The sequence below is a fragment of the Streptomyces sp. NPDC088746 genome, from assembly GCF_044751065.1.
Classification (GTDB): Bacteria; Actinomycetota; Actinomycetes; order Streptomycetales; family Streptomycetaceae; genus Streptomyces.
Genome location: NZ_JBIVLA010000007.1, coordinates 438,292 through 465,023, shown reverse-complemented (window position 1 = coordinate 465,023; position 26,732 = coordinate 438,292). Strand labels below are relative to the sequence as shown.

Sequence of the window (26,732 nt, the reverse complement as noted above, 5' to 3'; positions counted from 1 at the left end):
GGGCCCCCCCCGCGGCCGGGCGGTTGGTTTTGTGCGCACTGGCCCCCCCCGTTACACCGGGGGGGGGGGCCCCCCCCCCCCGGGGGGGGGGGGGGGGGGGGTGGAGCCGGCTCCACCCCCAGGACTCCTCCTCGCTGCGATGTGGACGGTGCGCGCCGCCGGTTGGATCGAACCCATGAATCAACGACCCGCAGCCGTACGGCTCGACACCGTCACCCGGTCCTTCGGGAAGGCCGCCGACGCGGTCACCGCGCTGGACGGAGTCAGCCTCACCATCCCCCCGGGCTCCTTCACCGCGATCATGGGACCGTCGGGTTCGGGGAAGTCGACGCTCCTCCAGTGCACGGCCGGCCTCGACCGGCCCACGTCCGGCCGGGTGTTCCTCGGGGACACGGAGATGACCGGGCTGAGCGAGCGGAGGCTCACGCTGCTGCGCCGCCGGCGGATCGGATTCGTCTTCCAGGCCTTCAACCTGCTGCCGGCCCTCACCGCCGAGCAGAACGTGGCGCTCCCGCTCCGGCTCGCGGGCCGGGGACCCCGGCGCGCTGAGGTACGCGAGGTGCTGGAGCGGGTCGGCCTCGGCTCCCGGGCCAGCCACCGGCCCACCGAGCTCTCCGGCGGGCAGCAGCAACGTGTCGCCCTGGCAAGGGCGTTGGTCACCCGCCCCGAGGTCCTGTTCGGCGACGAACCGACCGGGGCTCTCGATTCCCGTACGGGCCAGGAGGTCCTGGGGCTGCTGCGCTCGATGGCCGACGGCGGCCAGACGGTGATCATGGTGACCCACGACCCGGTGGCCGCCTCCTACGCGGACCGTGTGGTGTTCCTGGCCGACGGATCGATACGGGACGAGCTGCGGGACCCTGCGGCCGCAGAGATCGCCGCGCGCATGACCGCCCTGGCGGTGGCCCCGTGCTGAGCTCCGCCCTGCGCTCCATGCGGACCCGCTGGGTCACCTTCGTCGGCTCCTTCGTCGCGCTCACCCTGGGCGTCGGGCTGATCGCCATGACCGGGCTGGCGCTCGCGGCCACCTTCGACGCCCCGGAGCGCACCCCGGAACGCTTCGCCGCGGTGCCGGTCGTGGTGGCGCCGTCGGACACCCTCCGGGTCGCCACATCGATCGGGGAGCGTACGGCCCGGCTCACCGACCCCCGGCCGGTGCCGCGGCGCCTGGCAGACGGGCTCTCCGCGCTGGGGCCGACGATGGAGGACCGTACGTTTCCCGTCCGGCTGGCCGGCGGTGAGGCCGTGGGACATCCGTGGTCCGTCGCCGCCGCCGCCCCCTACCGCGTCACCTCCGGCCGGGCGCCGGACGTAGCGGGCGAGGTCGTCGTGACGGCGGGCGCGGGTGCGGGCATCCGGGCCGGTGACCAGGTCCGGGTCGCCGTCCCTGGTGCCTCGGCCGAAACGGGAACGCGGACGGTCGTCGGCACGGTGGCGGACGCCGGCTTCGAGACGGCGGTCTTCTTCACCGACGCCGAGGCCGCCCGCATCCACCCCGCCGTCGACGCGGTTGCCGTGCACGCCGACGCCGACGCCGTACGGCAGTTGACCGGGACCTTTCCCGGCATGAGTGTCCTGACCGGCGGCGACCGGCGCCGGGCGGACGCCGATCCCGACCGGGACAGCGAGGCCCTGACCGCCGTCAACGCGCTGCTCGGCACGGCGGCCGGCATCACCGGTTTCGTCTCGGTCTTCGTCGTCGCCTCGACGTTCTCCTTCGCGGTGGCGCAGCGCAGAAGGGAGTTCGGGCTGCTCCGCACGGCGGGTGCCACGCCCGGTCAGGTGCGGCGCACGGTCGTCGTGGAGGCGCTCCTGATCGGCGCCCTGGCCTCGGCCGCCGGCTGTCTGCTGGGCGATGCCGCCGCACCCGTGCTCGCCGGACGGCTGGCCGACGAGGGCCTGGCTCCTGCCTGGTTCGCCATCGGCGACGCGACGTGGCCGCTGCACACCGCCTTCTGGACCGGCCTGGCCGTGGCGCTCACCGGGGCCGCCGTCTCCTCCCACCGCGCGGGCCGCATCCGCCCCGTGGAGGCGCTCCGCGACGCGGCCGTGGACGCCGGAAGGATGCCGCCGAGCCGCCTGCTGCTGGGCGCCGCCGTCCTGCTGACCGGTCTCGGGCTGCTGGGCTGGTCCCTGCTGACCGACCCCGGGGACGTACTCAAGCGGAAGACATACATCCTGCAGCCCATGTGGATCATCGTCGGCTGCGCGCTGCTCTCCCCCCTCGTGGTGCCTCCGCTGACGCGTCTGCTCACCTGGCTCCCCGCCCGGCTGCCGGGCGCCACCGGCCTGCTGGCCCGGCAGAACGCGTCCACCGCCGTCCGCCGCACCGCCGCGGTCGCCTCACCCGTCATGATCACCGTCGCCCTGGCGGGTTCGCTGCTGGGCACCGTCGCCACGATCAACGAGGCCGAGGCCACCGAGGCAGCCTCGGTCTCCGGGGCCGACTACGTGGCCGGCGGGGACGGCCCGCTGGACCCGCGCTTCGTGCGGCGCGTACGGAACGTGCCCGGGGCCGTGGCCGGTGCCTCCCGCTCCACCGGGGTCACCGTCCTCGAAGAAGGCACCGCGCTCATCAGGTCGGAGGCACGGGCGGCGGACCCGGCCACCCTGGCGGCGACCACCCGTCTGCCCCTCGTGGCCGGCCGGATCACGGACCTGGACGACGACTCCATCGTCGTAAACGAGGAATGGGAGACGCGGACGGTGGGCCGGCGCGTGCGCGTCTGGCTCGGCGACGGCCGTGAGGTGTCGCTCCGCGTCGCGGCCGTGATGCGGACCGGCACCGGAAGCAACGGGGTGTACGTGACCCCAGCGAACGCGGCCGGGGCCGCCGTCGACCGTATCGACATCAAGCTCCGTGAAGGAGCTGACCGTCCGGCTGTCCACGCCCTCCTGGAGAGGGCCGGGCGGGACACCGGCACCCCGGTCATGACACGCGAGGCGTGGGTGGCCGCGCACCACCCGCGCACCGGGGGCAACACCCGGGCGGGCCTGCTGCTCATCCTGGGCATCGCGCTGCTGTACACGGGGATCGCACTGGCGAACACCCTGGTCATGGCCACCTCCGACCGGGTACGCGACCTGGCGGTGCTCCGCCTCACCGGGGCCACGAAACCGCAGGTCCTCCGGCTGGTGGCGGTCGAGACGCTGATCGTCGTGGCCGTCGGCGGGGTCCTGGGAGGGGCGGTGGCCGGGCTGAACCTGCTGGGGGTGAAGAGCGCCCTGGAGCTCCTCTCGGTGAGCTCCCCGGTGGTCGTCCCGTGGACCGCCCTCGTCGCGGTCCTGGCCGCGTGTGCCCTGGCGGCGGCGGTCTCCGCCGTGCTGCCCGCGCTCGTGGCACTGCGCACGAGGCCGGTCGAGGTGGCGGGCGCCCGCGAGTGACCCGGTGCCGGTCAGCCGCTGAGCGCGTACGCCAGGGTGACCACCGGGAGGGGCCACACCAGTGCGCCGAGCAGGGCCAGCCGGCCCATCGGAGTCATGCGGCGCAGCGGACGGGAGCGGTACAGGCCGGCCAGTACGGCCGTTCCCGCGGCGAGCACCCCGGCCGCGCCCAGCAGGAACGACACGGGGGACTCACCGGAGGCCGCGCTCCACACCGACACCATCAGCACCAGGAACCCGAGGAAGAACAGCGCGGCAAGGGGCACGGACCAGATCAGGGCGACCAGGAGGACCTGACCGTTCGTGGCGGGGCGAGGGCGGCGCGCGGGCGCCGTGGAGGCGGGAGCGGGGAGTGCGGGGAACATGCGCGGCTGCCTTTCAGCACTGCGGAGTATGTTCCTCCACTCTGCGGGGGACGGCTCCCCGCACCATGCGCGCGCATACTCAGGCCCTGCGGGCTCCGGCACTCATTCGTCGGCGGCCGCGCTCAGGCCACTGCCTACGCGCCTGTCTCGACGGGAAGTCCGGACGGCAGGCCCCACTCGCTCCACGATCCGTCGTACACGGACACCTCGCCGTATCCCGCGAGTTCGGCGCCCAGCGCGAGGACGCAGGCGGTGACGCCCGAGCCGCAGCTGACGACCAGACGTTCCCGCTCCCCGAGCAACGCGCCGAACACCGCGCGCAGTTCCCGGGCCGGGAGCATCCGGCCGTCACGCTGGATCTCCCCGAACGGCAGGTTCAGCGCCCCCGGCATGTGGCCCCGCCGGAGCCCCGGCCGAGGCTCGGCCACCGTACCGGCGAAGCGCTCCCGGGTGCGTGCGTCGAGGACAGCCGATCCCGGGTCCGCCAGGGCGGCCGCCACCGCGCCGCTGCCGACCAGCATCCCCTCACGGGGGCGGGCCGTGAAGTCACCGGTGCGCCAGGTGCCTCCGGGCGCACCGCCCTCCTCCACCGGCAGTCCGGCAGCGGTCCACGCGGGCAGGCCGCCGTCGAGCACCGCGACCCGGCCGAAGCCCATGGCGCGCAGCATCCACCAGGCGCGGGCACTGGAGTAGACACCGGCGGCGTCATAGACGACGACGGTGTCGGTGCCGTCGACGCCCAGGGCGCGCATCTCCTCGGTGAAGCGCCGGGCACCGGGCATCGTGTGCGGCAGTGGCACGGTGTGGTCGGACATCACCCCGTCGATGTCGAAGCGCCGCGCCCCGGGGATCCGCCGCTCCGTCGCACGGTGCGCACCCACGGAGGCGTCGAGGACCACGAGCCCACCGGCCGCCCTCCGCACCGCGAGCCATTCGGGACCGACGAGCGGCCCGGGCGGGGTTCCCGCGTCATCTGCAACCGACACACCTTCAGTCATGCCCGTCCGCCCCCTGGGTCCCGTCGTCGGTTCGCGCCGCCATGCCTATCAGTCTCACCACGCGCAGCATCGCGGTGACGAAAATACGTCTCCGCGTCATCCCGGCACCCGCGGGAGGCCGCCCGGGTCCTGATCGAGCACGTCGCCCATGCCTTCTCCGAAGCATCCCCGACGGTCGGAAAGCCCGCCTCTCCCCCACCGCCCGCAGGGCCCGGAATCTGAAGGTGCCCGGCCGAACTCATCCCCGTAACGGAGCATGCGCCGAGCGCAAGGACCGACTCGACACGGTGGTAAGCCGCTCGTCTCCCTCTCGGAGCAGGCGGCCACAGGCAGGAGAAGTGGTGGTTGCCGTGCCACTCACAGGCGGTTCAGCGTCTCCGGCAACGGGGCCTCAGCGCTGTCCTGCCTGGAGCGGCACCGCGGGAAAGCAGGCCGATGTCCGACGAATATAATCGGCCCCATGTCGAAGCCTGACGTGCTGCTTGTTGACGTTGCCGCCCTGGTGGAGTCCGGGCGCAGCAATCAGATGTCGTTGACCGTGGTCGCCGGTGGTGCTGTCATCACGGGTCGGCTGGCACCCGAAGCGGTCTGGAGGCAGCGGGTGTCGGAGGTTCTTGCGGCCTCGGCCAGCCTGAGTGACTTTTCCGCCGTGTTCACCACTTCCGCACCCGAGGAGGGGCCGCCCACGCATCTGCACTTCCACGTGGCGCGGATTCTGCAGGGCACGGTGGGGATCCCGGAGACGGGCGGGATGTACCGGGTCGCGATCGAGGACGTCAGCGCCTGGACGATGGGCGACTTCAGCTACTCCGACCACTGACCCACTCCAGCACCGAGGACAGCTCGATACGCGGTGAGGGTCCGGCCGGAGTGCTCCGGCCGGACCCTCACCCGTGCTTGCTCCCGCCTGCCCGTCCGTCAGGCTGCCACAGGGGCGCCGAGCATCGCGGAAGCCTGCTGCAACGGGTTGAGGACGCGGGTGGGTGCGGGGACCGGGGCCAGGTCGCGGCAGGTGAAGCCGAGCTGGGTCATGGCCCGCAGGACCTCGCCGGCGCTGAAGTCTCGGCGGTCCTGGCGTGTGATGACCTGTCCGACCTGTTTGACGGGGTAGGTGCGTCGGCCGATGATCACGGACTCGCCGGATGCGTGCTCGGGCTTGATGCCCTTCATGGATTCCAGGACGCCGCTCCTGGTGAGGTCGAACGGGAAGCGGGCGATGACACAGCGCATGATGCCTCACAAGGAGAGAAACGAAGCGGGAGTGGGCCTGCCGCAGTGGGGACGACTCAGCGGGCGAGGGCGAGTACGCCCAGGGCGTTGCCGTGTTCGTCGACCACAGGCAGGGCATCGACGTCGCTGTAGCGCATCATGTGCCCGGCTTGGGCCATGGTGGTCACGGGCGAGGTGAACGGTCCTCGGTCGCCGAGGATGTCCCGCAGCTGGACCCTGTCCGAGTACGCCGAGCTCTCACGGACCGCGGCGAGCCGGGCCTGGGTGACCAGTCCGCCGCACAGACCGCTGTCGTCGCAGACAAGCAGATGCCCGGTACGGGCACTGGCCATGACGGACAGGGCCACCTCGACGGTCATGTCGTCACAGACCTGCGGCCCGGCGGTGTCCATGGCGTCGGCCACCGTACTGCCTGCGGCTGTGGCCTGGGTCGAGGGCGGCTGCATCTGGACCAGCGTCAAAAGGTACCTCCTGCACAGATGGGTGAGCTTCCGGTTCACGAAGTTCTCAGGCCGCCGCGCCGAAGGAGGACTGGTGCGCGGTCACGCGCCGGGCCGCGGAGGCGGGGCTGCGCCGGCCTCGTGAGGACGCGCTGCGCTGACGCCGCTCGACCACCGGCGCGGTGATCGTCACTGGAATGCCTGAGGGGGTCTGGGCGCCGGTGATGCGGCCGAGCGCCTCTTCGCCGGAGCGGACCTGGGTGGTCTGGGGCACGATGCCTGCGGCGGTCATGAGGCGGGTCATGTCTCGGCGCTGGTTGGGGGTGACGAGGGTGACGACGCTGCCGGACTCCCCTGCCCGGGCGGTTCGGCCGCCGCGGTGGAGGTAGTCCTTGTGGTCGGTCGGCGGGTCGACGTTGACGACGAGGTCGAGGTTGTCGACGTGGATGCCGCGTGCCGCGACGTTCGTGGCCACGAGCACGGTGACGTGCCCGGTCTTGAACTGGGTCAGGGTCCGGGTGCGCTGCGACTGCGCCTTCCCGCCGTGCAGAGCAGCGGCCCTCACGCCGCTGGCCAACAGGTGGTCGGTCAGCTTGTCGACGGCCCGCTTGGTGTCCAGGAACATGATCACCCGGCCGTCGCGGGCTGCGATCTCGGTGGTCGTACGGTTCTTGTCCGCGCCGTGCACGTGGAGCACGTGGTGCTCCATCGTGGTGACCGCGCCGGCGGAGGGGTCGACGGAGTGCACGACCGGGTCGCTGAGATAGCGGCGAACCAGGCGGTCGACGTTACGGTCCAGGGTGGCGGAGAACAGCATCCGCTGCCCTTCGGGGCGGACCTGGTCCAGAAGCTCAACGACCTGGGGCATGAAGCCCATGTCGGCCATCTGGTCGGCCTCGTCCAGCACGGTGATCGCGACCTGGTCGAGCCGGCAGTCACCGCGTTCGATGAGGTCCTTGAGCCGGCCCGGCGTCGCAACCACGACCTCCGCGCCACCGCGCAGCGCGTTGGCCTGCCTTCCGATCGACATCCCGCCGACGACGGTGGCCACCCGCAGCCTCACCGAGCGGGCGTACGGGGTCAGGGCGTCGGATACCTGCTGGGCCAGCTCACGCGTCGGCACGAGGACCAGGGCCAGCGGCTGTCGGGGCTCGGCACGCCGACCGGCCGTACGGGCCAGCAGGGCCAGGCCGAAGGCAAGGGTCTTGCCGGAGCCGGTGCGCCCACGGCCCAGGGCGTCGCGGCCCGCGAGGGTGTTGGGCAGGGTCGCACCCTGGATCGGGAACGGAACGCTCACGCCCTGCGCGGTCAGCGCCACAAGCAGCTGGCCCGGCATGTCGAGGTCGGCGAACGCCTCGACCGCGGGAAGGGCGGGAGTGACCGTGACCGGCAGAGCGAACTCGCTCTGAACCGCGGCGGGCCGCCGCCCATGGCCACCCGAGCGACCCGAACCGCCGGAACGGGCCGGAGCGGCCGAACGGGCCGGGGCGGTGGAGTTGAAGCGGTTGCCGCCACGACCGGATTCGGCGGTACGGCTGCGTGCGCGGGAAGAGCGGTCGTTCGTACGTGTGGGGTTCATTCAGAACCTTCCTTGATACGGCACGCATCAAGGAATTCCCGCAGCGGAAGAACAGCGCTAGGAACCACAAGAACGGGCCGAGCGAAATGCAAAATTAAATGAGACCCGCGGTCTGTCCGGGAGCGGGACGCAGGCCATGGAATGAGTGTCTCCATATGGGCGAGGTATCCAGCCCACTGGTGAGGGGGACTCCGCAGGAATGGGCAGCGACTCTGCGGGCGGAAGGTTCTGCCGCAGGTGGCACCGATCCGGGAGGATGCCCGTAGCTGGGGCCCGCACCCCGAAGGATGCGGGCCCCAGCTACGAAGTGCGCGTCGGCGTCAGACGGGAATGATGTTCTCGGCCGTCGGGCCCTTCTGGCCCGGTGCGATGTCGAAAGTGACCTTCTGACCTTCGAGCAGCTCGCGGAAGCCCTGGGCGGCGATGTTCGAGAAGTGGGCGAACACGTCGGCGCCGCCACCGTCCTGCTCGATGAAGCCGAAACCCTTGGCCGCGTTGAACCACTTCACAGTGCCTGACGCCATGTCATATCTCCTTCAGGGGGGCAGGTACGCCGAGATACGTGATGTACGGATCCCGCGTCGCCGCGATGATGCCCCGACCGGAGGAAACCGGAAATACAATAAAGCTTCCACTGGTCGAAAATACCCACACAGAAGCTTGAAGTTTTGGGAACCACAACTGCAACTGAGATCGACAGTAGCACGCCGTAATGATCCGCGTACGGTGAATAACTCCACTCTCTTTGCCGCCGCAATAACACTCCCGGCACGGCGCATTGAACCCTCACGTCGCGGCCATAGATAGTGGCCCGCCCTGAGCGCAGCGTTGCAGGAAGGACGCTTACGCTTCGCAGCGCGAGGATGCCGGCCACCCGAAGCGGGTCAGCGCGTAGCCCGCCGAACGAACGGCCAGGGAAGGCGCACCTGGTAGGCCATCACGAACTGAGCAGTACGCCTCCGGGCGCCGTTGGCGCTGCGGCCGGAGTCCGTGACTGTGTGAAGGGGCAGGCGGGTGCGGCACCTGCCGGACTTTTCCACCGGACGCGCCGGGCTTCAGGCTGCGGGTGGTGCGCTGGGCGGCTTGGCGTCTCGGTGGTGTTCGGCGTTGATGCGCCGGGCTTCTTCGAGCTGGTCCTCGAGGATGACGATGCGACAGGCGGCCTCGATCGGGGTGCCGCCGTCGACGAGCTCGCGGGCGCGGGCTGCGATACGGAGCTGGTAGCGGGAGTAGCGGCGGTGGCCGCCCGCGGAGCGCAGGGGTGTGATGAGGCGGGCCTCGCCGATGGCGCGAAGGAACCCTGTGTGGTGTTGAGCATCTCGGCGGCCCGACCCATGGTGTAGGCGGGGTAGTCGTCGTCGTCGAGGCGGCCGAACGAGTCGTCTGCTGTCATCTGTACCTTCCTGTGGAACACGCGTTGGAGGGGCCCGGGTGCCACTTGGCACCCGGGCCCCGAAGGAACTGCTACACCATCAGCCGGCCTTGATCGGCTACGCCGGCTCTATGTTTCCGCATACCTGCCGGGAAGAGGCCCGGGGGCTGCGGGGATCGCGGTTGCTTGACCGGAGACCACCTCACTATCGATGTCCTGCGGTACCCGGGCCCAAAACGTTCACCCGGGCGATCCTGATGGCGCTCAACTCCTCCGTTCTTCCCTCTGGACAAACTACTTTCGTACTCCTGGTGGCCTTTCGCAGCGCCACTCCGGCAGCCAGCCCCGTCGCCCGTCCTGCATCCGCTCTGGCTCAGAACCCCACTGCCGAACCTCCCGGCACGCGCGCCGCAGCCTGACGCCATTTACCGAGGAACCACTCGTACTGCGGGCTGCACTTACGTACTGCGGTACTGCTCACGGCAGCCCCTGAAAACCGCGGGCCACCCGGTCCGGTCGCCAGCCCCGTCGCCATGCTGCAACAACCCTGGCTTCGGAACTCCACCACCGCACCGACCTGCACACTGCAACTGCTGAGTACTGCTGCCTGGCAGTTCATCTCTGCCAAGCTCTGCGGTCCTTCTTGGCTACGAGAGAAACCATAACCACCCTGCACGCCAATGTCTACCTCGGTCGGAACAGATTTTCAGATGCTGGCCAGAGAGACTCTCTACCCTGGCTCGCCCGCCGAGAGCAGCGACCGGTCAGGATGCAGCCAGGAGGATGGCGATGCAGTGCGCGGCGAAGGCCGCCACGGTGAGCGCGTGGAAGACCTTGTGGAAGCCGAACCAGCGAGGTGAGGGGTCGGGGCGCTGAAGTGCGTAGACGACCGCGCCCGCACTGTGGAGGAGACCGCCGGCCACGATCAGGGTGAGTACGACCGCTCCCCCGGTGCACAGGAAGTCGGAACTCCTCGGGGGAGGCCGGGAGGCGGTATGTGAAGGGCGGTCCCACCTACCGAAGGACGCCATGCGTCGCGTGGGCGAGTTCTTCGTTCTCGCAAAAACGAAGCCGGACTCGCGCGGACCGCGCCCGGCGCCGCCGCATCCGGCAAAAGCAAAAGCCCCAGGTCACGGCGAGTGAGTCCTGAGGCTTCCACAGAGCCGCCTTCGGGATTCGAACCCGAGACCTACGCATTACGAGTGCGTTGCTCTGGCCAACTGAGCTAAGGCGGCACCGCTCTGTCGCACCATGGTGCGGTCAGCAGCGACGCCAAGTCTACACAGTTTCCAGGGGTGCTCCGTACCGCCCGGCGCCGCTGCCGTATCCGCAGGTCAGGTGCACTTCTTACCGTCCTTGGGCGGCGTGCCCTCCAGCAGGTAGGTGTTGATCGCCGTGTCGACGCAGTCGCTGCCCCGGCCGTACGCCGTGTGTCCGTCGCCCTCGTAGGTCAGCAAAGTGCCGGAGGAGAGCTGCTCCGCGAGGGACTCGGCCCACTTGTACGGGGTGGCGGGGTCCCGGGTGGTGCCGACCACGACGATCGGGTCGGCGCCCTCCGCCTCGGTGCGGTGCGGGGTGCCGGTGGGGTCCACGGGCCAGGATCCGCAGTTCAGCGCGGCCCAGGCGAAGCCCCTGCCGAAGACCGGGGAAGCCTTCTCGAATTCCGGGACCGCCTTCTCCGCCTCTGCGGGGCCGGCGAAGGCAGGTGCCAGGTCGAGGCAGTTCACGGCGGCGTTGGCGAACATCAGATTGGCGTACTTACCGCTCGGCTCGCGCTCGTAGTAGCTGTCGGCCAGCGAGAGGAGGCCGGCGCCGTCACCGCGCTGAGCCGAGGCGACGGCCTCGCGCAGCTGGGGCCAGGCGCCCTCGTCGTACATCGCGGCGATCACCCCCGTGGTCGCCAGGGATTCGGTCAGCTTCCGGGTCTCACCGGTCGGCACGGGCTCGGAGTCCAGATCGGCGAAGAGTTTCTTCAGCGCGGTCGCAGCCGCCGCGGTGGACCTGGTGCCGAGCGGGCAGTCGGCCTGCTTCACACAGTCCGCGGCGAACGACTGGAAGGCCGTCTCGAAGCCGGCGGTCTGATCGCGGTTGATGTCGACCGCGGGGAGCGAGGGGTCCATCGCCCCGTCCAGGACGAGACGCCCCGCCCGGGCGGGGAACAGATCGGCGTAGGTCGCACCGAGGAACGTGCCGTACGAGGCGCCGACGTAGTTCAGCTTCTCGTCGCCGAGCAGGGACCGCAGGATGTCCATGTCACGCGCCGTCTCGACCGTGGACACATGCGGAAGGATCTTGCCGGAGCGCTTCGCGCAGCCGTCGGCGAACTTCTTGAAGGACTTGTTCAGCTCGGCGATCTCACCCTTGTCGTCCGGAGTCTGGTCGACCTGCGTGTAGGCGTCCATCTCCTTGCCGGTGAGGCACTCGACCGGTTCACTGCGGGCCACTCCGCGCGGGTCGATGGCCACCATGTCGTACCGGGCGCGGACCGGGGCGGGGTAGCCGATGGCGGCGTATCCCTGGAGGTAGCCGACGGCCGAGCCGCCGGGGCCGCCCGGGTTGACCAGGAGGGAACCGATCCGCTTGCCCGGTCCGGTGGCCTTCTTGCGCGAGACGGCCAGCTCGACGTCCCCGCCGTCGGGCTTCGCGTAGTCCAGCGGGGCCTTCATCGTGGTGCACTGGAAGCCCTCCACGCCGCAGTTCCGCCAGCGCAGCTTCTGCCCGTAGTACGGCTCGAGTTCCTCGGTGGCGGCCGAACCCGTCGCCGACGCGCTCGGCGCCGAACTTCCGCTGCTGCAGCCGGAGACGAGGAGGCCGGCAGTGCCGAGCGCGGTGGCGAAGATGCGGAGCAGGCGCCTGGTGTCCATCCCCGGAGCGTAGCCGCCGCGTGACGACTCAACCGATTCCCTGCTCATACGGGTGAATTCACCCCACCCGTGCGCACCCCTGGAGGAGCACGCGGGGGCGTTCCGGACTCAGCCCGCCCGGAGCGCGACCGCCATGGCCTCCACGGCCAGCAACGGCGCGACGTTGCGGTCGAGAGCGCGGCGGCAGGCGATCACGGCCTCTATCCGGCGCAGGGTGCGCTCGGGGGTGGACGACTCGGCGATCCGGTCGAGGGAGTCCCTGACGTCGGTGTTGGCGAGGGCGATCCGGGAACCGAGCTGGAGTGCCAGCACATCACGGTAGAAGCCGGTGAGTTCGCTGAGCGCGAGGTCCAGGCTGTCGCGCTGCGTACGCGTCCTGCGGCGCTTCTGCCTGTCCTCCAGCTCCTTCATCGCACCCGCCGTCCCGCGAGGCATGCGGCCCCCCGCCACGCCGCCGAGTGCCGCCTTCAGGTCGTCCGTCTCCTTGACGTCGACCTCCTCGGCGACCTGTTTGGCGTCGTCGGTCGCCGTGTCGATCAGCTCCTGGGCCGCCTTGAGGCATCCGCCGACGTCATGGACACGCAGCGGGAGCTTGAGCACGGCGGCACGGCGTGCACGCGCCCGCTCGTCCGTGGCCAGCCGGCGCGCCCGGCCGATGTGCCCCTGCGTGGCGCGGGCGGCCGACGCGGCACGCTCGGGGTCGATGCCGTCCCGCCTGATCAGCACATCGGCCACGGCGTCGACCGGAGGCGTACGCAGCGTGAGGTGACGGCAGCGGGAGCGGATCGTGGGCAGCACGTCCTCGAGGGAGGGCGCGCAGAGCAGCCACACCGTGCGAGGCGCGGGCTCCTCCACCGCCTTCAGCAGGACGTTGCCGGCGCCCTCGGTGAGGCGGTCGGCGTCCTCCATGACGATGACCTGCCAGCGGCCCACGGCGGGTGACAGTTGGGCACGGCGGACGAGCTCACGGGTCTCCTTCACACCGATCGAGAGCAGATCCGTCCGGATCACCTCGACGTCGGCGTGGGTCCCGATCAGGGCCGTGTGGCAGCCGTCGCAGAAGCCGCAGCCGGGAGCCCCGCCCAGGGCACGGTCGGGGCTGGTGCACTGGAGCGCGGCGGCGAAGGCACGGGCGGCGGTGGACCGGCCCGAGCCGGGCGGGCCGGTGAACAGCCAGGCATGCGTCATCTTCGAGCCGGGAGGCACCGGCTCACCCTCCGAGATGGCGGTGACCAGGACATCGGCGTCCCGGGCGGCGGCACCGAGCTGCTCCTGCACCCGGTCCTGTCCGACCAGGTCGTCCCAAACGGTCATGGTCACCGCCCTTCCGGTGGTGTGGTGCTGGAACGCCGGAACGCCGGCGCCTCCCTATTGTGCGGGAAGGGTCCGACAGTCCCGGCGTTCCGTGCCCGGATCCGGCGTCCGTCCGTCAGCGGCGGGGCCGGCGCCCGCCCCGTCCGGAGCCGCCCTGGTCGTCGTCGTTGCCACCGAGCAGTTCGTCGGCCAGGGACGGCAGATCATCGAGCGGCGTCTCCTCGGCCCAGTCGGGCCGCGGACGCTTCTGACGGCCGGAAGTGCCCTGCGCCGCCGGTCCCGCCTGCGGGTCGTCGCTGATCTGGGGCAGTTCACGCGTGCGCTCGTTCTCGCTCTCGGGGCGGGAGGCCCCGCGCTCGTCGCGGAAGACGCCCGGCGGAACCCGGTCCGACGGGTTCCCGTCGCGCACGGGCGGCAGGACAGCCGTCTCGTCCGCGTCGCGCACCGGCGGCAGGACCGTCGTCTCGTCCGCGTCGGGCGCCGGGCGGTCCGGCCGGGCGACCGGCACGGGCTGCGTGATCTCGTTCGGGTTCACGACCGGAGTCGGGACGGTGAGTTCGTTGTCCGGCACGGACGGTCCGCCGGCCCCGGAGCCGGAGCCGGACTCCCGGGAACGCTCCGCGGCGGCGGCCGCAGCCGCCTCCTCCGCCCGGGCAGCCGCCTCGGCCTCGGCACGGCGGCGGGCCTCCTCGGCCCGCACCAGCGCCTCCTCCGCCTTGCGCTGCTTCTCCAGGCGCAGTTCCTCCGCCTCCTTGCGCAGCCGCGCCTCCTCCTGGGCCTGCAGGCGCAGCCGCTCCTGCTCGGCCTCGCGCACCCGCTCCTCGGCCTCGAGACGGGCCCGCTCCTCCTCCGCGCGGCGGCGGGCCTCCTCGGCACGCTGCCGTGCCTCCTCAGCCTGCCGTTCGGCCTCGCGCTGCCGCGCCTCTTCCTCCTCGCGGCGCCTGCGCTCCTCCTCCTCGGCGCGGAGCTTGGCGAGCTGAGCCTGCCGCTCTCGCTCCAGCCGCTCCTCCTCGGCCTTGCGCGCGGCCTCTTCCTCGGCCTTGCGCCGGGCTTCCTCCTCGGCGGCCTTGCGTGCCTCTTCCTGGGCCTTGATCTCGGCCTCGGAGAGCGGGAGCAGCCGGTCGAGCCGGTGGCGTACGACCGTGGTGATCGCCTCCGGTTCCTGGCCGGCGTCCACCACCAGGTAGCGGGTCGGGTCGGCCGCCGCGAGGGTGAGGAACCCGGACCGCACCCGGGTGTGGAATTCGGCCGGCTCGGACTCCAGCCGGTCGGGCGCCTCGGTGAAGCGTTCCCGTGCCGTCTCCGGGTCGACGTCCAGAAGGACCGTCAGGTGCGGTACGAGCCCACTCGTCGCCCAGCGCGAGATCCGGGCGATCTCGGTCGGGGCGAGGTCCCGGCCCGCACCCTGGTAGGCGACGGACGAGTCGATGTAACGGTCCGAGATGACGATCGCGCCGCGCTCCAGGGCGGGACGGACCACGGAGTCCACGTGCTCGGCCCGGTCGGCGGCGTACAACAGGGCCTCGGCCCGGTTGGACAGGCCGGCCGACGAGACGTCCAGCAGGATCGAACGCAGCCGCTTGCCGACCGGGGTCGCCCCCGGCTCGCGCGTCACGACGACCTCGTGGCCCTTGGCGCGGATCCACTCGGCGAGCGCCTCGACCTGGGTGGACTTGCCGGCTCCGTCGCCGCCCTCCAGGACGAGGAAGAAACCGTTCGCCGCGGGCGCGACGGCGGGGTCGCCGCCGCGCAGCGCCTCACGCAGGTCGCGGCGGAGCGGGACACCGGCACGGTCGTCGGTCCTGGCGAGGACGGTCACCGCGACGGGCAACAGCAGCGCGCCGACGAGCATCAGGGTGAAGGCCGCGCCGCCGTGCGCGAAGACGAAGTCTCCGGACCCCAGGCGGTGCCGTCCGATGGCTGCGGCGAGCAGCGGTCCGCCCACCGCGCCGAGCGCGACCAGCACCCGGACCACGGCCTGGAGGTGCTCGGTGGCCCTGGCCTGCCGGAACGCCTCCGTCTCCTGGTCGATGACCACGTGCCCGATGTTGGCGGCGACCCCCGCCGCGTAACCGGCGAGCAGCGCGATCAGCAGGCCGGTGGCGGTGTCGGGCACCAGGCCGAGCGCGAGGAGCGCCACGCCCGTGACAGCGACCGCCAGGGCCAGCAGCCGGCGGCGCGACAGGGCGGGCAGCACCTTCCGCGCGGTACGGATGCCGAGCGCGGTGCCACCGGTCAGGGCCAGCACCAGCAGGCCGAAGGTGGCGGGTCCGCCATCGAGGTCGGCGGCGTGCAGCACGGAGACGCCCGCCGCGGCGGCGATGGCCCCGGCGACCGCGGAGCACGCGGCGACGACGAGCGGGATGCTTCCGGTGCGGCCCTTGTCGGACCCCGTTCCGGTGGCCGGCCGGCGCAGGCCCTCAAGGGGCGAGCGCGGGCGGGGCGTCTGTGTGGCCGGAAGCTTCAGGAAGTACAGCGTCGAGACCGAGGCGGAGAAGAGCCCCGCCGCGATGTAGGAACCGAGGGCGGCCTGGTGGAAGGAGAACCAGTCGAATCCGGTGCCCAGCAGTTCACCGATCAGCGCGGCGACCACCAGCACGACCGCGGCCGCGGGGACCGACAGGAAGTTCGTCCGCAGGGAGAGCCTGCGGAGGGCGTCGAGGTGGTCCGGCAGCGGGCGCACGGCGGCACCCTCCGGGGGCGGGGCGGGAAGCAGCGCGGGAGCCGCGCTCTCCTTGGCCACCGCCCACAGCCGTTCGCCGACGCCTGCCACGAAGACGGTGATCAGGATCATCATGAGTGCCTTGTCCGGCATCCAGTCGATCCACAGGGGCGCGACGACCAGCAGGGCGAGACGCAGCGCGTCCGTCCCGATCATCAGCCAGCGCCGGTCGATCGGACCGCCGGGCGCCGTGAGCGCCGTCAGAGGTCCCAGTAGTACGGCTCCGAAGAGCACGGTGGAAAGAATCCGGGCACCGAACACGGCGGCGACGGCAAAGGCCGCCCCGCGGTATCCGGCCCCGAAGGAGCCCTCGAGGACCGCCGCCTGCAGCGACAACAGCACAAGCACAAGAAGGGCGAGTGAATCGCCGATACTGCCGACGAGCTGGGCGCTCCACAACCGCCTGAGCGGGGGAACACGCAACAGGGCTCGTACGGCGCGCTCGCGTGAGTCTGCGGCAAGTGTGTCGGAGGTGGGGCTCACGACCGGTGGCTGCTCGGCTCGCGTCATCCGCCCAGCCTATCGGGAGCGGTGCGGTGCCCGGGGGCCGCGTCCGAACATATGCCCAACGGGAACGCCGTCCGCACCTCGCGACAACGCCGGAAGGGCCGGGTCTCCCCGGCCCTTCCGGCGTTCGTGCAGGCCAGACCACCTGCTCCTCGCGGCTCCTCGCGGCTCCCGCAGCGACTGCCGTCGGCTCAGCCCGCGGTCAGCCCGCGGTCAGCTCTCCTCGGACGAGGCCGAAGCGGTCTTCTTCGCCGCGGCGGTCGCCTTCTTCGCCGGTGCCTTCTTGACGGTCGTCTTCTTCGCCGCCGTCGTCTTGGTGGCGGTGGCCTTCTTGGCGGTCGTCTTCTTCGCCGCCGTCGTCTTCTTCGCGGTCGCCTTCTTGGCCGGAGCCTTCTTCGCCGTCTTCTTCTTCGCCGGCCCCTTGGCCCGCTTCTCGGCGAGCAGCTCGTAACCGCGCTCCGGCGTGATGTCCTCGACACTGTCGTCGGTCCGCAGCGTCGCGTTCGTCTCGCCGTCGGTGACGTACGCGCCGAAGCGGCCGTCCTTCACGACCACCGGTGCCCCGCTCACCGGGTCCGTGCCCAGCTCCTTCAGCGGCGGCTTGGCGGCGGCCCGCCCGCGCTGCTTCGGCTGGGCGTAGATCGCCAGCGCCTCTTCGAGGGTGATGTCGAAGAGCTGGTCCTCGGAGGTCAGGGAACGCGAGTCCGTGCCCTTCTTGAGGTACGGGCCGTAGCGGCCGTTCTGCGCGGTGATCTCGACGCCCTCGGCGTCCTCGCCGACGACCCTCGGCAGGGACATCAGCTTGAGCGCCTCGGCCAGCGTCACCGTATCGAGCGACATGGACTTGAAGAGTGACGCGGTCCGTGGCTTCACCGCGTTCTTGCCCGTCTTGGGCGTGCCCTCGGGCAGCACCTCGGTGACGTACGGGCCGTAGCGCCCGTCCTTGGCGATGATCTGGTTGCCGCTGACCGGATCCGCACCGAGCTCGAAGTCGCCACTCGGCTTGGCCAGCAGCTCCTCCGCGAGCTCCACGGTCAGCTCGTCGGGCGCCAGGTCCTCCGGGACGTCCGCGCGCTGGTGGCCCTCGGAGTCCTTCTCACCGCGCTCGATGTACGGGCCGTAGCGGCCGACGCGGAGCTTGATGTCGTTGCCGACGGGGAACGAGGAGATCTCGCGGGCGTCGATCGCGCCCAGGTCGGTCACGAGTTCCTTCAGACCGCCGAGGTGGTCCCCGTCGCCGTTGCCCGCGGCGGAGGCCGCGCCCGCGCCGGTCGTGTCGTCACCCGTGCCGAAGTAGAAGTGCCTCAGCCACGGCACGGACTGGGCCTCGCCCCGCGCGATGCGGTCGAGGTCGTCCTCCATGCGGGCGGTGAAGTCGTAGTCGACGAGACGGCCGAAGTGCTTCTCCAGCAGGTTGACCACGGCGAACGAGAGGAACGACGGCACCAGGGCCGTGCCCTTCTTGAACACGTAGCCGCGGTCCAGGATCGTCCCGATGATCGAGGCGTACGTCGACGGGCGGCCGATCTCGCGCTCTTCGAGCTCCTTGACCAGCGAGGCCTCGGTGTAGCGGGCCGGCGGCTTGGTGGCGTGCCCGTCGACCGTGACCTCGTCGGCGGTCAGCGCGTCGCCCTCGGCGACCTGCGGCAGACGGCGCTCGCGGTCGTCCAGCTCGGCGTTCGGGTCGTCCGCGCCTTCGACGTACGCCTTCATGAAGCCGTGGAAGGTGATCGTCTTGCCGGACGCCGAGAACTCGGCGTCCCGGCCGTCGCTCGCCCGGCCACCGATCTTGACGGTGACGGAGTTTCCGACGGCGTCCTTCATCTGGGAGGCGACGGTCCGCTTCCAGATCAGCTCGTAGAGCCGGAACTGGTCGCCGGTGAGGCCGGTCTCGGCCGGAGTGCGGAAGCGGTCGCCGGAGGGGCGGATCGCCTCGTGCGCCTCCTGCGCGTTCTTGACCTTGCCGGCGTAGGTGCGCGGCTTCTCGGGCAGGTAGTTCGCCCCGTACAGCTGCGTGACCTGCGCCCGGGCCGCGGAGACGGCGGTGTCCGAGAGGGTCGTGGAGTCCGTACGCATATAGGTGATGAAGCCGTTCTCGTACAGCTTCTGCGCCACCTGCATCGTGGCCTTGGCCCCGAAGCCCAGCTTCCGGCTCGCCTCCTGCTGGAGGGTCGTCGTGCGGAAGGGCGCGTACGGCGAGCGGCGGTACGGCTTCGATTCGACCGAGCGGACCGCGAACGCGGAGTCGGCGAGCGCCGCGGCCAGTGCGCGGGCGTTGGCCTCGTCCAGGTGCAGCGTCTGGGCGGAGCCCTGCTTGAGCTGCCCGTCCGGGCCGAAGTCGCGGCCCTGGGCGATACGGCGCCCGTCAACCGCGCTGAGGCGGGCGGTGAGCGTGGAGGGGTCGGAGGCGTCACCGGTGCGGCCGGTGGCGAAGGTGCCGGTCAGGTCCCAGTACTCGGCGGACCGGAAGGCGATGCGCTCGCGCTCCCGCTCGACGACGAGGCGGGTGGCGACGGACTGGACACGGCCCGCGGAGAGCCGCGGCATGACCTTCTTCCACAGGACCGGCGAGACCTCGTAGCCGTAGAGGCGGTCGAGGATACGGCGGGTCTCCTGGGCATCGACCATGCGCTGGTTGAGCTCGCGCGGGTTGGCGACGGCGGCCCTGATCGCGTCCTTGGTGATCTCGTGGAAGACCATCCGGTGGACCGGGACCTTGGGCTTGAGGACTTCCTGAAGGTGCCACGCGATGGCTTCGCCCTCGCGGTCCTCATCGGTGGCGAGGAAGAGTTCGTCGGATTCGGCGAGGAGCTGCTTGAGCTTCCTGACCTGGGCTTTCTTGTCTGCGTTGACGACGTAGATCGGCTGGAAGTCGTTCTCGACGTCCACGCCGAGGCGGCGTACCTCACCGGTGTACTCGTCCGGCACCTCGGCGGCGCCGTTCGGCAGGTCGCGGATGTGCCCGACGCTCGCCTCGACGACGTATCCGGGGCCGAGATAGCCCTTGATCGTCTTCGCCTTGGCAGGCGACTCGACAATGACGAGTCGGCGGCCTGCGGTCTCGCTGGTCGGGGACAACTTCGCTCTTCTCTCCGGTCGGCACTCGTGGGGCATCCGGGCAGCGCTCTTACGCTGCCCGCGGTGCTGTCGCTGCGGAGTGTGACGGTACAACCCGCCCCCGTGTCAAACGGCAAAAGCCCGCAACGGCCACTCGAACGGTAACCCGACTTCCGCCATTCCTGCCGCCCGGACCGCCCGGTCCGCCCCGCGCACGGCTGCCGCCTGCGGGTTTCGCGGCCCTGCGGGAGAACCTGCGGGGACGGCCGGCCGGCAGCCGACACCCCCACCGGACAAGCGGATCAGACGCGGGTGAAGCACCACACGCCGAGGACGAGGAAGAGTACGCCGAAGAGGGTGGCGAGAGCGGTGGAGGCGACAGGGCTCACACCAAGCGCGACCGGCGCGCGCTGGATCGTGCGCGCCCCCGTCCAGACCAGGAGGGCGGAACCGAACAACGCGAAGGCCGCACCGGCGAAGACCGCGGTGACACTCTCCATGTCCGTACCCCTCACGCTCGGGCCTGCGGGCGCCTCGGCCCTCGGCAGAGGGGAGGCTGCCACGCCGGGGAGGCCTCGGCGCGAACCCCGGATGAACTCCGTGCGGCCACCCGGCGAACTGCCGTGAGCGGAATCCGCGCACCGCACCGGTACGGCGCGCGAGCGGATGTGCAGGCCCAGGTCAGAGGGGTGTTGAGCGCCGGAGCGCGAGGCTCGAACATGCGGAGCGGAGCGCGGCGGAGGACCGGCGATGCCGGTGACGCGGCGGCCGCGTCACCGCACGGGGTCCAGGAAGCCTTCCTCCACCAGCAGCCGGATCGCCTGCGGGGTGCGGTCGCGCAGCAGCACCGGATCCTCGGCCATCAGCTGGGCGATGGCGTCCAGGATCCGGCCCGCGGGCAGGGATCCGTCGCACACGCCCGCGAACCCGGCCCCGACGGCGTCGACCTTGGTCGCCCGGCGCATACCGCGGTGCTGACGCAGCACCACATGCTCGGGATCCTCCGCCCCCGGCAGCCCGACCTGCTCCTGCACGACCTCCTCGGCGAGGGTGAAGTGCGCGGCGAGCAGCGCCGCGTCGTCGTGTTCCCGCAGATAGTCCTGCCGTACGAAGTGGGCCTCGACGGCGGGCCCGAGGGGCTGCTCGATCGAGTGCGGCCACTCCTCGGCGACGAGCGAGGGATTCCCGGCCGCGGCCGCGGCGGACTTCCGGAGTGTGATCCAGCCGAAGCCGACGGCCTTGGTTCTGCGGGCCTCGAACTCGTCGAGCCACGCCTCGTACCGCTCGGTGTAAAGGGCGGGGTCGGTGCGGTGGTCGCCGCTGTCGCGCAGCCACAGTTCGGCGTACTGCGTGACGTCCTGCACCTCGCGCTGCACGATCCAGGCGTCGCAGCCGGCGGGCACCCAGGAGCGCACCCGGTCCTGCCACTCCTCGCCCTCGACGTGCTGCCAGTTGGCGAGGAACTGCGCGTATCCCCCCTCGTTGAGCCGGTCCCCGGCCTCCTGCACGAGGGCCCGGCACAGATCGTCGCCGCCCATGCCGCCGTCGCGGTAGGTCAGCCGGGCGCCGGGCGAGATGACGAAGGGCGGGTTGGACACGATCAGGTCGTATGTCTCCGTACCGACCGGTTCGAAGAGGGAGCCCTCCCGCAGGTCGGCGGGGGCGGCTCCGGACAGCGCGAGGGTGAGGCGGGTGAATCCCAGGGCGCGCGGGTTGACGTCCGTGGCGGTCACCTCGGTGGCGTGCTGGGCGGCGTGCAGGGCCTGGATGCCGGAGCCCGTACCGACATCGAGGGCGGAGGCCACGGGCCTGCGCACGGTGATCCCCGCGAGCGTGGTGGAGGCACCGCCGACGCCGAGGACGACGCCCTCGTCGTGCGAGCCGATGCCGCCGGCCCCGCCGACGGCGCATCCCAGGTCGGACACGATGAACCAGTCCTGGCCCTCGGGCCCGCCGTAGGGCCGCACATCGACGGTCGCCCTGACCAGGTCGCCCTCATGGACCAGCCAGCCGTCCTCCACGCACTCCTCCAACGGGAGGGCCGCGGCGGCCGCGGGGGCCGGGACAGGGCGCTGCAGAAGGAACAGCCGCACCAGCGTGTCGAGCGGCGAGCCCCCGCGGGTGGCCCGGAGCGCCGGGACGGTCTCGCTACGGGCGAGCGCCGTGTACGCGGGCGCGCCGAGGCGTTCCAGGAGGCCGTCGGCGGTGAACGCCGCGGCGATCAGGGCTTCGCGGAGCCGGGGGACACGGTCGGATGCGGGAAGGCTGGACGTACTCACCCGCCCATTGTGTCCGCTCCCGGCGACAACGGCAGCGGCCGGGCGCCCACGGGGACGGCCGGCCGCTGCGAGGAGGACTCCTCCACGGGGGCTTCGCGCTGTTACGGCAGCTCGCGGCGGCGGTCGTCCGGCACGACGGCTGCGCGCCGCCGCCCTCGTCCGGCGCTGTCCGCCGTCACGACTCCTCGCTCGCCTTGTCGTCCGCCTTCTCGTCGCTCGCCTTCTCGTCGCTCGCCTTCTCGCTCGCCTTCTCGCTCGCCTTCTCGCTCGCCGAGGGCGACGCCGGGGCGGACGGAGCGGAGGCGGGCGGGGCCGAGGCAGTCGGCTTCTGGCAGCCCTTCTGCTTGGCCATGGCGGAGCCGACCTCGCCGGACTGAAGCTTCTTCAGCGCCTGGTCACCGTTGGTGCTGATCTTGTTCAGCTCGTCGGCGATGTCCTTGAGGCCGTCGGCGAACTTCGCCTGGTCCTTCGTGTCGAGCGCGTCGACCTTCGTCTTCAGATTCGCGTAGGCCACCGAGGAGGCGTTGAGCTCCTTCACGGCCTCCTTCTGGGTGGTCTCCCCGCCGTCGACGGGAGGTGCGCCCGCCGACTGCACGGCCGTGCCCAGCGCCTTGTAAGCCCCCGAGATCTGCTGGAAGGCGGCCGAGTCGGTCTTCTGGACGTCAGCGGGCTTGCTGTTGTCGGCAGTCTGCTGCTGGATCGCGGCATTGGCGTTCGCGATCTTCTGCAGCTGCGGCTGGACCTGGTCGCAGACCTTCTTCGCCCAGTCGTTCACCTTGTTGTCGCTGTCGTCGCTGCAGCCCGACAGCGTCAGTACGAGTACCGCACCGCCGGACAGTGCGGCTGCAAGCTTCTTGTTCACCGGATTGGGTCCCTTCCAAGGCTCTCGGCCCCGGAACTTACACGCCGAGCGGGCGGCAATCAGGCGGCGGGCATCCGATATATATTCTTTTGCAGCCATTTGCACCAAGGGTAACGAGGGAGATACAACTCACCCGCCCACTCGGACACATGTCCGACTCGCCCCGCCGGCAGCGAAGCGCCGGGACGTGGGACGACGGACGGCGCGTCAGAACGCGCCGTCCGCCGCCGTACTGAGCGGGTGTCGGATACGCGCCCGCTCCGCCCGTCACCTCTCGCGTCAGGAAACAGCCGCAGGGTCGGTGGACTTGGCGGGGCCGCCTCCGCCGTCGTCACCGCCCTCGCCGCCCGGGCCGCCGCTGTCGCCGTCACCCACGGCGATTCCCCGCCGTTTGGACACGTAGACGGCACCGATGATGACGACGATGGCGATGACGGCCACCAGGGCCCGCACGCCCGCACTCGCGTCGTCCCCGTAACTGAACTGCACCACCGCGGGGGCGATGAGCAGCGCCACGAGATTCATCACCTTGAGGAGCGGGTTGATGGCGGGGCCCGCCGTGTCCTTGAACGGGTCGCCGACCGTGTCGCCGATGACCGTCGCGGCATGTGCCTCGCTGCCCTTGCCACCGTGATGGCCGTCCTCGACGAGTTTCTTGGCGTTGTCCCACGCGCCACCGGAGTTGGCGAGGAAGACGGCCATCAGGGTGCCCGTGGCGATCGCGCCCGCGAGATACGAGCCGAGGGCACCGACCCCCAGGGTGAATCCCACCGCGATCGGCGCCAGAACCGCGAGCAGCCCGGGTGTGGCCAGTTCGCGCAGCGCGTCCTTGGTGCAGATGTCGACGACACGGCCGTACTCAGGTTTCTCCGTGTAGTCCATGATCCCGGGATGCTCCCGGAACTGCCGCCGCACCTCGTACACCACGGCCCCCGCCGAACGGGAGACCGCGTTGATGGCCAGCCCGGAGAAGAGGAAGACGACCGCGGCTCCGAGGATCAGGCCGACGAGGTTGTTCGGCTGCGAGATGTCCAGGCTCAGACCGAGCTCCCCCGCCCGTGCCCCCACATCGTCGACCGCGGTGGCGATGGCGTCCCGGTACGAGCCGAAGAGCGCGGCCGCGGCCAGGACCGCTGTGGCGATCGCGATGCCCTTGGTGATGGCCTTGGTGGTGTTGCCGACGGCGTCCAGGTCGGTGAGTACCTGGGCTCCCGCACCCGTGACGTCTCCGGACATCTCCGCGATGCCCTGGGCGTTGTCGGAGACCGGGCCGAAGGTGTCCATCGCGACGATGACACCCACGGTGGTGAGGAGGCCGGTCCCTGCCAGGGCGACCGCGAAGAGCGCGAGCATGATCGACGTACCGCCGAGCAGGAACGCCCCGTAGACGCCGAGACCGATCAGGAGCGCGGTGTAGACGGCCGACTCCAGGCCGATGGAGATGCCCGCGAGCACGACGGTGGCCGGGCCGGTCAGCGAGGACTTCCCGATGTCCCGGACGGGACGCCGGCTGGTCTCGGTGAAGTAGCCGGTGAGCTGCTGGATCAGGGCGGCGAGCACGATCCCGATGGCCACGGCGACCAGGGCGAAGACGCGCGGGTCGCCGCCGTGCGAGGTGATGGCGTCGTCGGTGACCCCGTCCAGCCCGGCGTACGAGGACGGCAGATAGACGAAGACGGCCACGGCCACGAGGGCGAGCGAGATCACGGCGGAGACGAAGAATCCGCGGTTGATGGCGCTCATTCCGCTGCGGTCCGCGCGCCGGGGAGCGACCGCGAAGATCCCGATCATCGCCGTGACCACCCCGATCGCCGGGACGATCAGCGGAAAGGCGAGCCCCGCGTCGCCGAAGGCGACCTTGCCCAGGATCAGCGCGGCGACGAGCGTCACGGCGTACGACTCGAAGAGGTCGGCGGCCATGCCCGCGCAGTCACCGACGTTGTCGCCCACGTTGTCGGCGATGGTGGCGGCGTTGCGCGGGTCGTCCTCGGGGATGCCCTGCTCCACCTTGCCCACGAGGTCGGCACCCACGTCGGCGGCCTTGGTGAAGATGCCGCCCCCGACCCTCATGAACATGGCGATCAGCGCGGCGCCGAGGCCGAACCCCTCCAGCACCTTGGGCGCGTCGGCGGCGTAGACGAGCACCACGCAGGAAGCGCCGAGCAGGCCGAGGCCCACCGTGATCATGCCGACCACTCCACCGGTGCGAAAAGCGATCTTCATCGCTCGGTGCGAAACGGTGGTGAGATCTTTCTCCGGTTCTCCTTCCGCTGGAGTCGCCTCACGCGCGGCGGCGGCCACACGCACATTGCTGCGTACCGCGAGCCGCATACCGATGTATCCGGTGGCCGCCGAGAAAAGCGCACCCACCAGGAAGAACAGCGAGCGCCCCGCGCGCTGCGACCAGTTGTCGGCCGGAAGCAGCAGGAGCAGGAAGAACACGACGACGGCGAAGATGCCGACGGTACGCAACTGCCGGGCCAGATAGGCATTCGCGCCTTCCTGGACGGCCGCCGCGATCTCTTTCATGCGTTCGGTGCCTTCACCCGCCGCCAGGACCTGGCGTGCGAGCAACTGGGCCACGACCAGCGCGGCAAGGGCGACGACCGCGATGACGACGACGATCAGCCGGTTGCCGTCGGTGAGTACCGCGGCTGCGAGTGAGGTGGACCGGCCGGAAGGTACGGGAACGTGCGTCAGTTCTGCCAGTGGGGTGTTGAAGAACTCCGCCATACGTCCTCCTTGACGCTGAGCGCTCAAGACGTGGACGGATTGTAGGGAGCGGAGGCTGATCAAAACAGTGGGTGGTCGATGAAATCGACTTCCGTCCACCCAATGACAAATGATCTGGCTCGCACGTGAACCCGAATGCAGTAATGGGGCAGAGGCATGGCACACACGGAATTGCCGTAGATCATTGATCAAGCACAAATAAAAAGGCCCTGATCAGCAGGGCCGGAAAAGGTGATCACGTCTGCCACCCGACGGGTGCGGACGACGCGCGACGGGGCGTCGCCGGGACGAAAGGCCGCGCCGGGCAGAGCAGGGGCCGCTCCAGGCACAGTGGGCCGGGGGCCAGGTTCGGGGCCGGGGCAGAGCCGAAGTCGGGACCGGGGCAGGCTCAGGGAAGCACTACGGCGGGAGTCGTCGGCCAGGACATACGGATCACTCCGCCGTCCGCACCGGTGCGGACTTCCACGTCGTCGACCAGTCCGCTGATGACCGCGAGGCCCATCTCGTCCTCGCTGTCGGCGTCGGTGTCCGGATCGTCCGGGCCGCCACCGCCGGGCGCTCCCGTCACCGAGGCGTCACTTCCCTGGGCGACGAGCCCGTCGCCGACCTCGATGGAGAACGCCTTCTCCTCCTCGGTCAGGACGACCGTGACCGGGGAGGCGATGCCATGGCTCCGATGGAGCCCCACGGCGCGACTGCACGCCTCGCCGACCGCGAGCCTGACCTCGTCGAGCACCGCCTCGTCGACACCTGCCCGGCGCGCCACGGCGGCTGCCACGAGGCGGGCCGTCCTGACGTGTTCGGGCTGAGCGCTGAAGCGGAGTTCAACGGTTGGCATGCCATCCCCCTCGAACGTACGGGCGTGCATCTCAGGGGCCCGGGCGTGGCGCCCGGTACCCCTGCTCTCATTCTCCTCCGGGAACCGACGAAGCCGGCAGCCGACCACATGGTCGACCGCCTGCTCGTGGCGGCCTGTCTGCTGCCGCCTGCCGGTCTGTCACAGCGTGCCTGCCGGCCTTGGAGCTG

Annotated in this window: 18 protein-coding genes, 1 tRNA gene and 2 pseudogenes; 3 read left to right on the top strand and 18 right to left on the bottom strand. The window is 71.0% G+C overall.

What is annotated here, in order from left to right; translation table 11 throughout:
* The first annotated feature begins 175 nt into the window (after positions 1 to 175).
* The gene (locus ACIP63_RS29640) at positions 176 to 916 is read left to right on the top strand and encodes an ABC transporter ATP-binding protein (RefSeq protein ID WP_401521634.1); all 741 of its coding nucleotides are present in this window, start codon (positions 176 to 178) and stop codon (positions 914 to 916) included.
* Positions 910 to 3,384 (top strand): FtsX-like permease family protein, encoded by a 2,475-nt coding sequence (locus ACIP63_RS29635; RefSeq protein ID WP_401521631.1) that lies wholly within the window; start codon positions 910 to 912, stop codon positions 3,382 to 3,384. Before ACIP63_RS29640 ends, ACIP63_RS29635 begins: the two co-directional genes overlap by 7 nt.
* A gap of 11 nt (positions 3,385 to 3,395) precedes the next feature.
* Here the strand turns inward: ACIP63_RS29635 and ACIP63_RS29630 are convergent, their stop codons facing one another.
* Entirely contained in the window at positions 3,396 to 3,749 is a 354-nt protein-coding gene (locus ACIP63_RS29630) for a hypothetical protein (RefSeq protein WP_401521629.1), read from the bottom strand.
* Positions 3,750 to 3,883: 134 nt separating this feature from the next.
* Positions 3,884 to 4,747, bottom strand: a complete 864-nt coding sequence (locus tag ACIP63_RS29625) for a sulfurtransferase (RefSeq protein ID WP_401521626.1) — start codon at positions 4,745 to 4,747, stop codon at positions 3,884 to 3,886.
* A gap of 460 nt (positions 4,748 to 5,207) precedes the next feature.
* On the opposite strand from ACIP63_RS29625, the gene ACIP63_RS29620 reads away from it, so the two are divergent.
* Positions 5,208 to 5,567: a hypothetical protein gene (locus ACIP63_RS29620; protein ID WP_401521623.1), complete on the top strand. Its 360-nt coding sequence runs from the start codon at positions 5,208 to 5,210 to the stop codon at positions 5,565 to 5,567.
* A 98-nt stretch (positions 5,568 to 5,665) separates the two neighbouring features.
* On the opposite strand, the gene ACIP63_RS29615 is transcribed toward ACIP63_RS29620, so the two are convergent.
* The 16 genes and pseudogenes from ACIP63_RS29615 to ACIP63_RS29540 form a co-directional block, all read right to left on the bottom strand.
* Positions 5,666 to 5,977, bottom strand: coding sequence for an SCO5918 family protein (locus tag ACIP63_RS29615; RefSeq protein ID WP_401521620.1), 312 nt, complete (start codon positions 5,975 to 5,977; stop codon positions 5,666 to 5,668).
* Between the two features lie 56 nt (positions 5,978 to 6,033).
* On the bottom strand, positions 6,034 to 6,438 hold the full coding sequence (locus ACIP63_RS29610; RefSeq protein WP_401521617.1) for a CBS domain-containing protein: 405 nt from the start codon (positions 6,436 to 6,438) through the stop codon (positions 6,034 to 6,036).
* A 46-nt stretch (positions 6,439 to 6,484) separates the two neighbouring features.
* Positions 6,485 to 7,996, bottom strand: a complete 1,512-nt coding sequence (locus ACIP63_RS29605) for a DEAD/DEAH box helicase (RefSeq protein ID WP_401521616.1) — start codon at positions 7,994 to 7,996, stop codon at positions 6,485 to 6,487.
* A gap of 320 nt (positions 7,997 to 8,316) precedes the next feature.
* Positions 8,317 to 8,520 (bottom strand): cold-shock protein, encoded by a 204-nt coding sequence (locus tag ACIP63_RS29600; RefSeq protein ID WP_401521613.1) that lies wholly within the window; start codon positions 8,518 to 8,520, stop codon positions 8,317 to 8,319.
* Positions 8,521 to 9,051: 531 nt separating this feature from the next.
* Positions 9,052 to 9,389: pseudogene (locus ACIP63_RS29595) on the bottom strand (MerR family transcriptional regulator).
* Positions 9,390 to 10,132: 743 nt separating this feature from the next.
* Positions 10,133 to 10,333, bottom strand: a pseudogene (locus ACIP63_RS29590) (hemolysin III family protein); the annotation flags it as partial.
* Positions 10,334 to 10,529: 196 nt separating this feature from the next.
* Positions 10,530 to 10,603: transfer RNA gene (locus tag ACIP63_RS29585), tRNA-Thr, on the bottom strand.
* A gap of 99 nt (positions 10,604 to 10,702) precedes the next feature.
* Positions 10,703 to 12,232: an alpha/beta hydrolase gene (locus tag ACIP63_RS29580; RefSeq protein ID WP_401521611.1), complete on the bottom strand. Its 1,530-nt coding sequence runs from the start codon at positions 12,230 to 12,232 to the stop codon at positions 10,703 to 10,705.
* Between the two features lie 108 nt (positions 12,233 to 12,340).
* The gene (locus tag ACIP63_RS29575; RefSeq protein ID WP_104786999.1) at positions 12,341 to 13,546 is read right to left on the bottom strand and encodes a DNA polymerase III subunit delta'; all 1,206 of its coding nucleotides are present in this window, start codon (positions 13,544 to 13,546) and stop codon (positions 12,341 to 12,343) included.
* A gap of 115 nt (positions 13,547 to 13,661) precedes the next feature.
* Positions 13,662 to 16,778, bottom strand: a complete 3,117-nt coding sequence (tmk, locus tag ACIP63_RS29570; protein WP_401521609.1) for a dTMP kinase — start codon at positions 16,776 to 16,778, stop codon at positions 13,662 to 13,664.
* Positions 16,779 to 16,988: 210 nt separating this feature from the next.
* A complete protein-coding gene (topA, locus tag ACIP63_RS29565; RefSeq protein ID WP_401521607.1) occupies positions 16,989 to 19,853 on the bottom strand; it encodes a type I DNA topoisomerase in 2,865 nt (954 codons plus the stop codon).
* Positions 19,854 to 20,134: 281 nt separating this feature from the next.
* Positions 20,135 to 20,332, bottom strand: coding sequence for a hypothetical protein (locus tag ACIP63_RS29560; RefSeq protein WP_393756006.1), 198 nt, complete (start codon positions 20,330 to 20,332; stop codon positions 20,135 to 20,137).
* Between the two features lie 273 nt (positions 20,333 to 20,605).
* Positions 20,606 to 22,111: a methyltransferase gene (locus ACIP63_RS29555; protein WP_401521604.1), complete on the bottom strand. Its 1,506-nt coding sequence runs from the start codon at positions 22,109 to 22,111 to the stop codon at positions 20,606 to 20,608.
* Positions 22,112 to 22,286: 175 nt separating this feature from the next.
* The gene (locus ACIP63_RS29550) at positions 22,287 to 22,973 is read right to left on the bottom strand and encodes a small secreted protein (protein WP_401521601.1); all 687 of its coding nucleotides are present in this window, start codon (positions 22,971 to 22,973) and stop codon (positions 22,287 to 22,289) included.
* 279 nt (positions 22,974 to 23,252) lie between these two features.
* Positions 23,253 to 25,706 (bottom strand): sodium-translocating pyrophosphatase, encoded by a 2,454-nt coding sequence (locus ACIP63_RS29545; RefSeq protein ID WP_401521599.1) that lies wholly within the window; start codon positions 25,704 to 25,706, stop codon positions 23,253 to 23,255.
* A 388-nt stretch (positions 25,707 to 26,094) separates the two neighbouring features.
* Positions 26,095 to 26,544, bottom strand: coding sequence for an ATP-binding protein (locus ACIP63_RS29540; protein ID WP_401521597.1), 450 nt, complete (start codon positions 26,542 to 26,544; stop codon positions 26,095 to 26,097).
* Positions 26,545 to 26,732 lie beyond the last annotated feature (188 nt).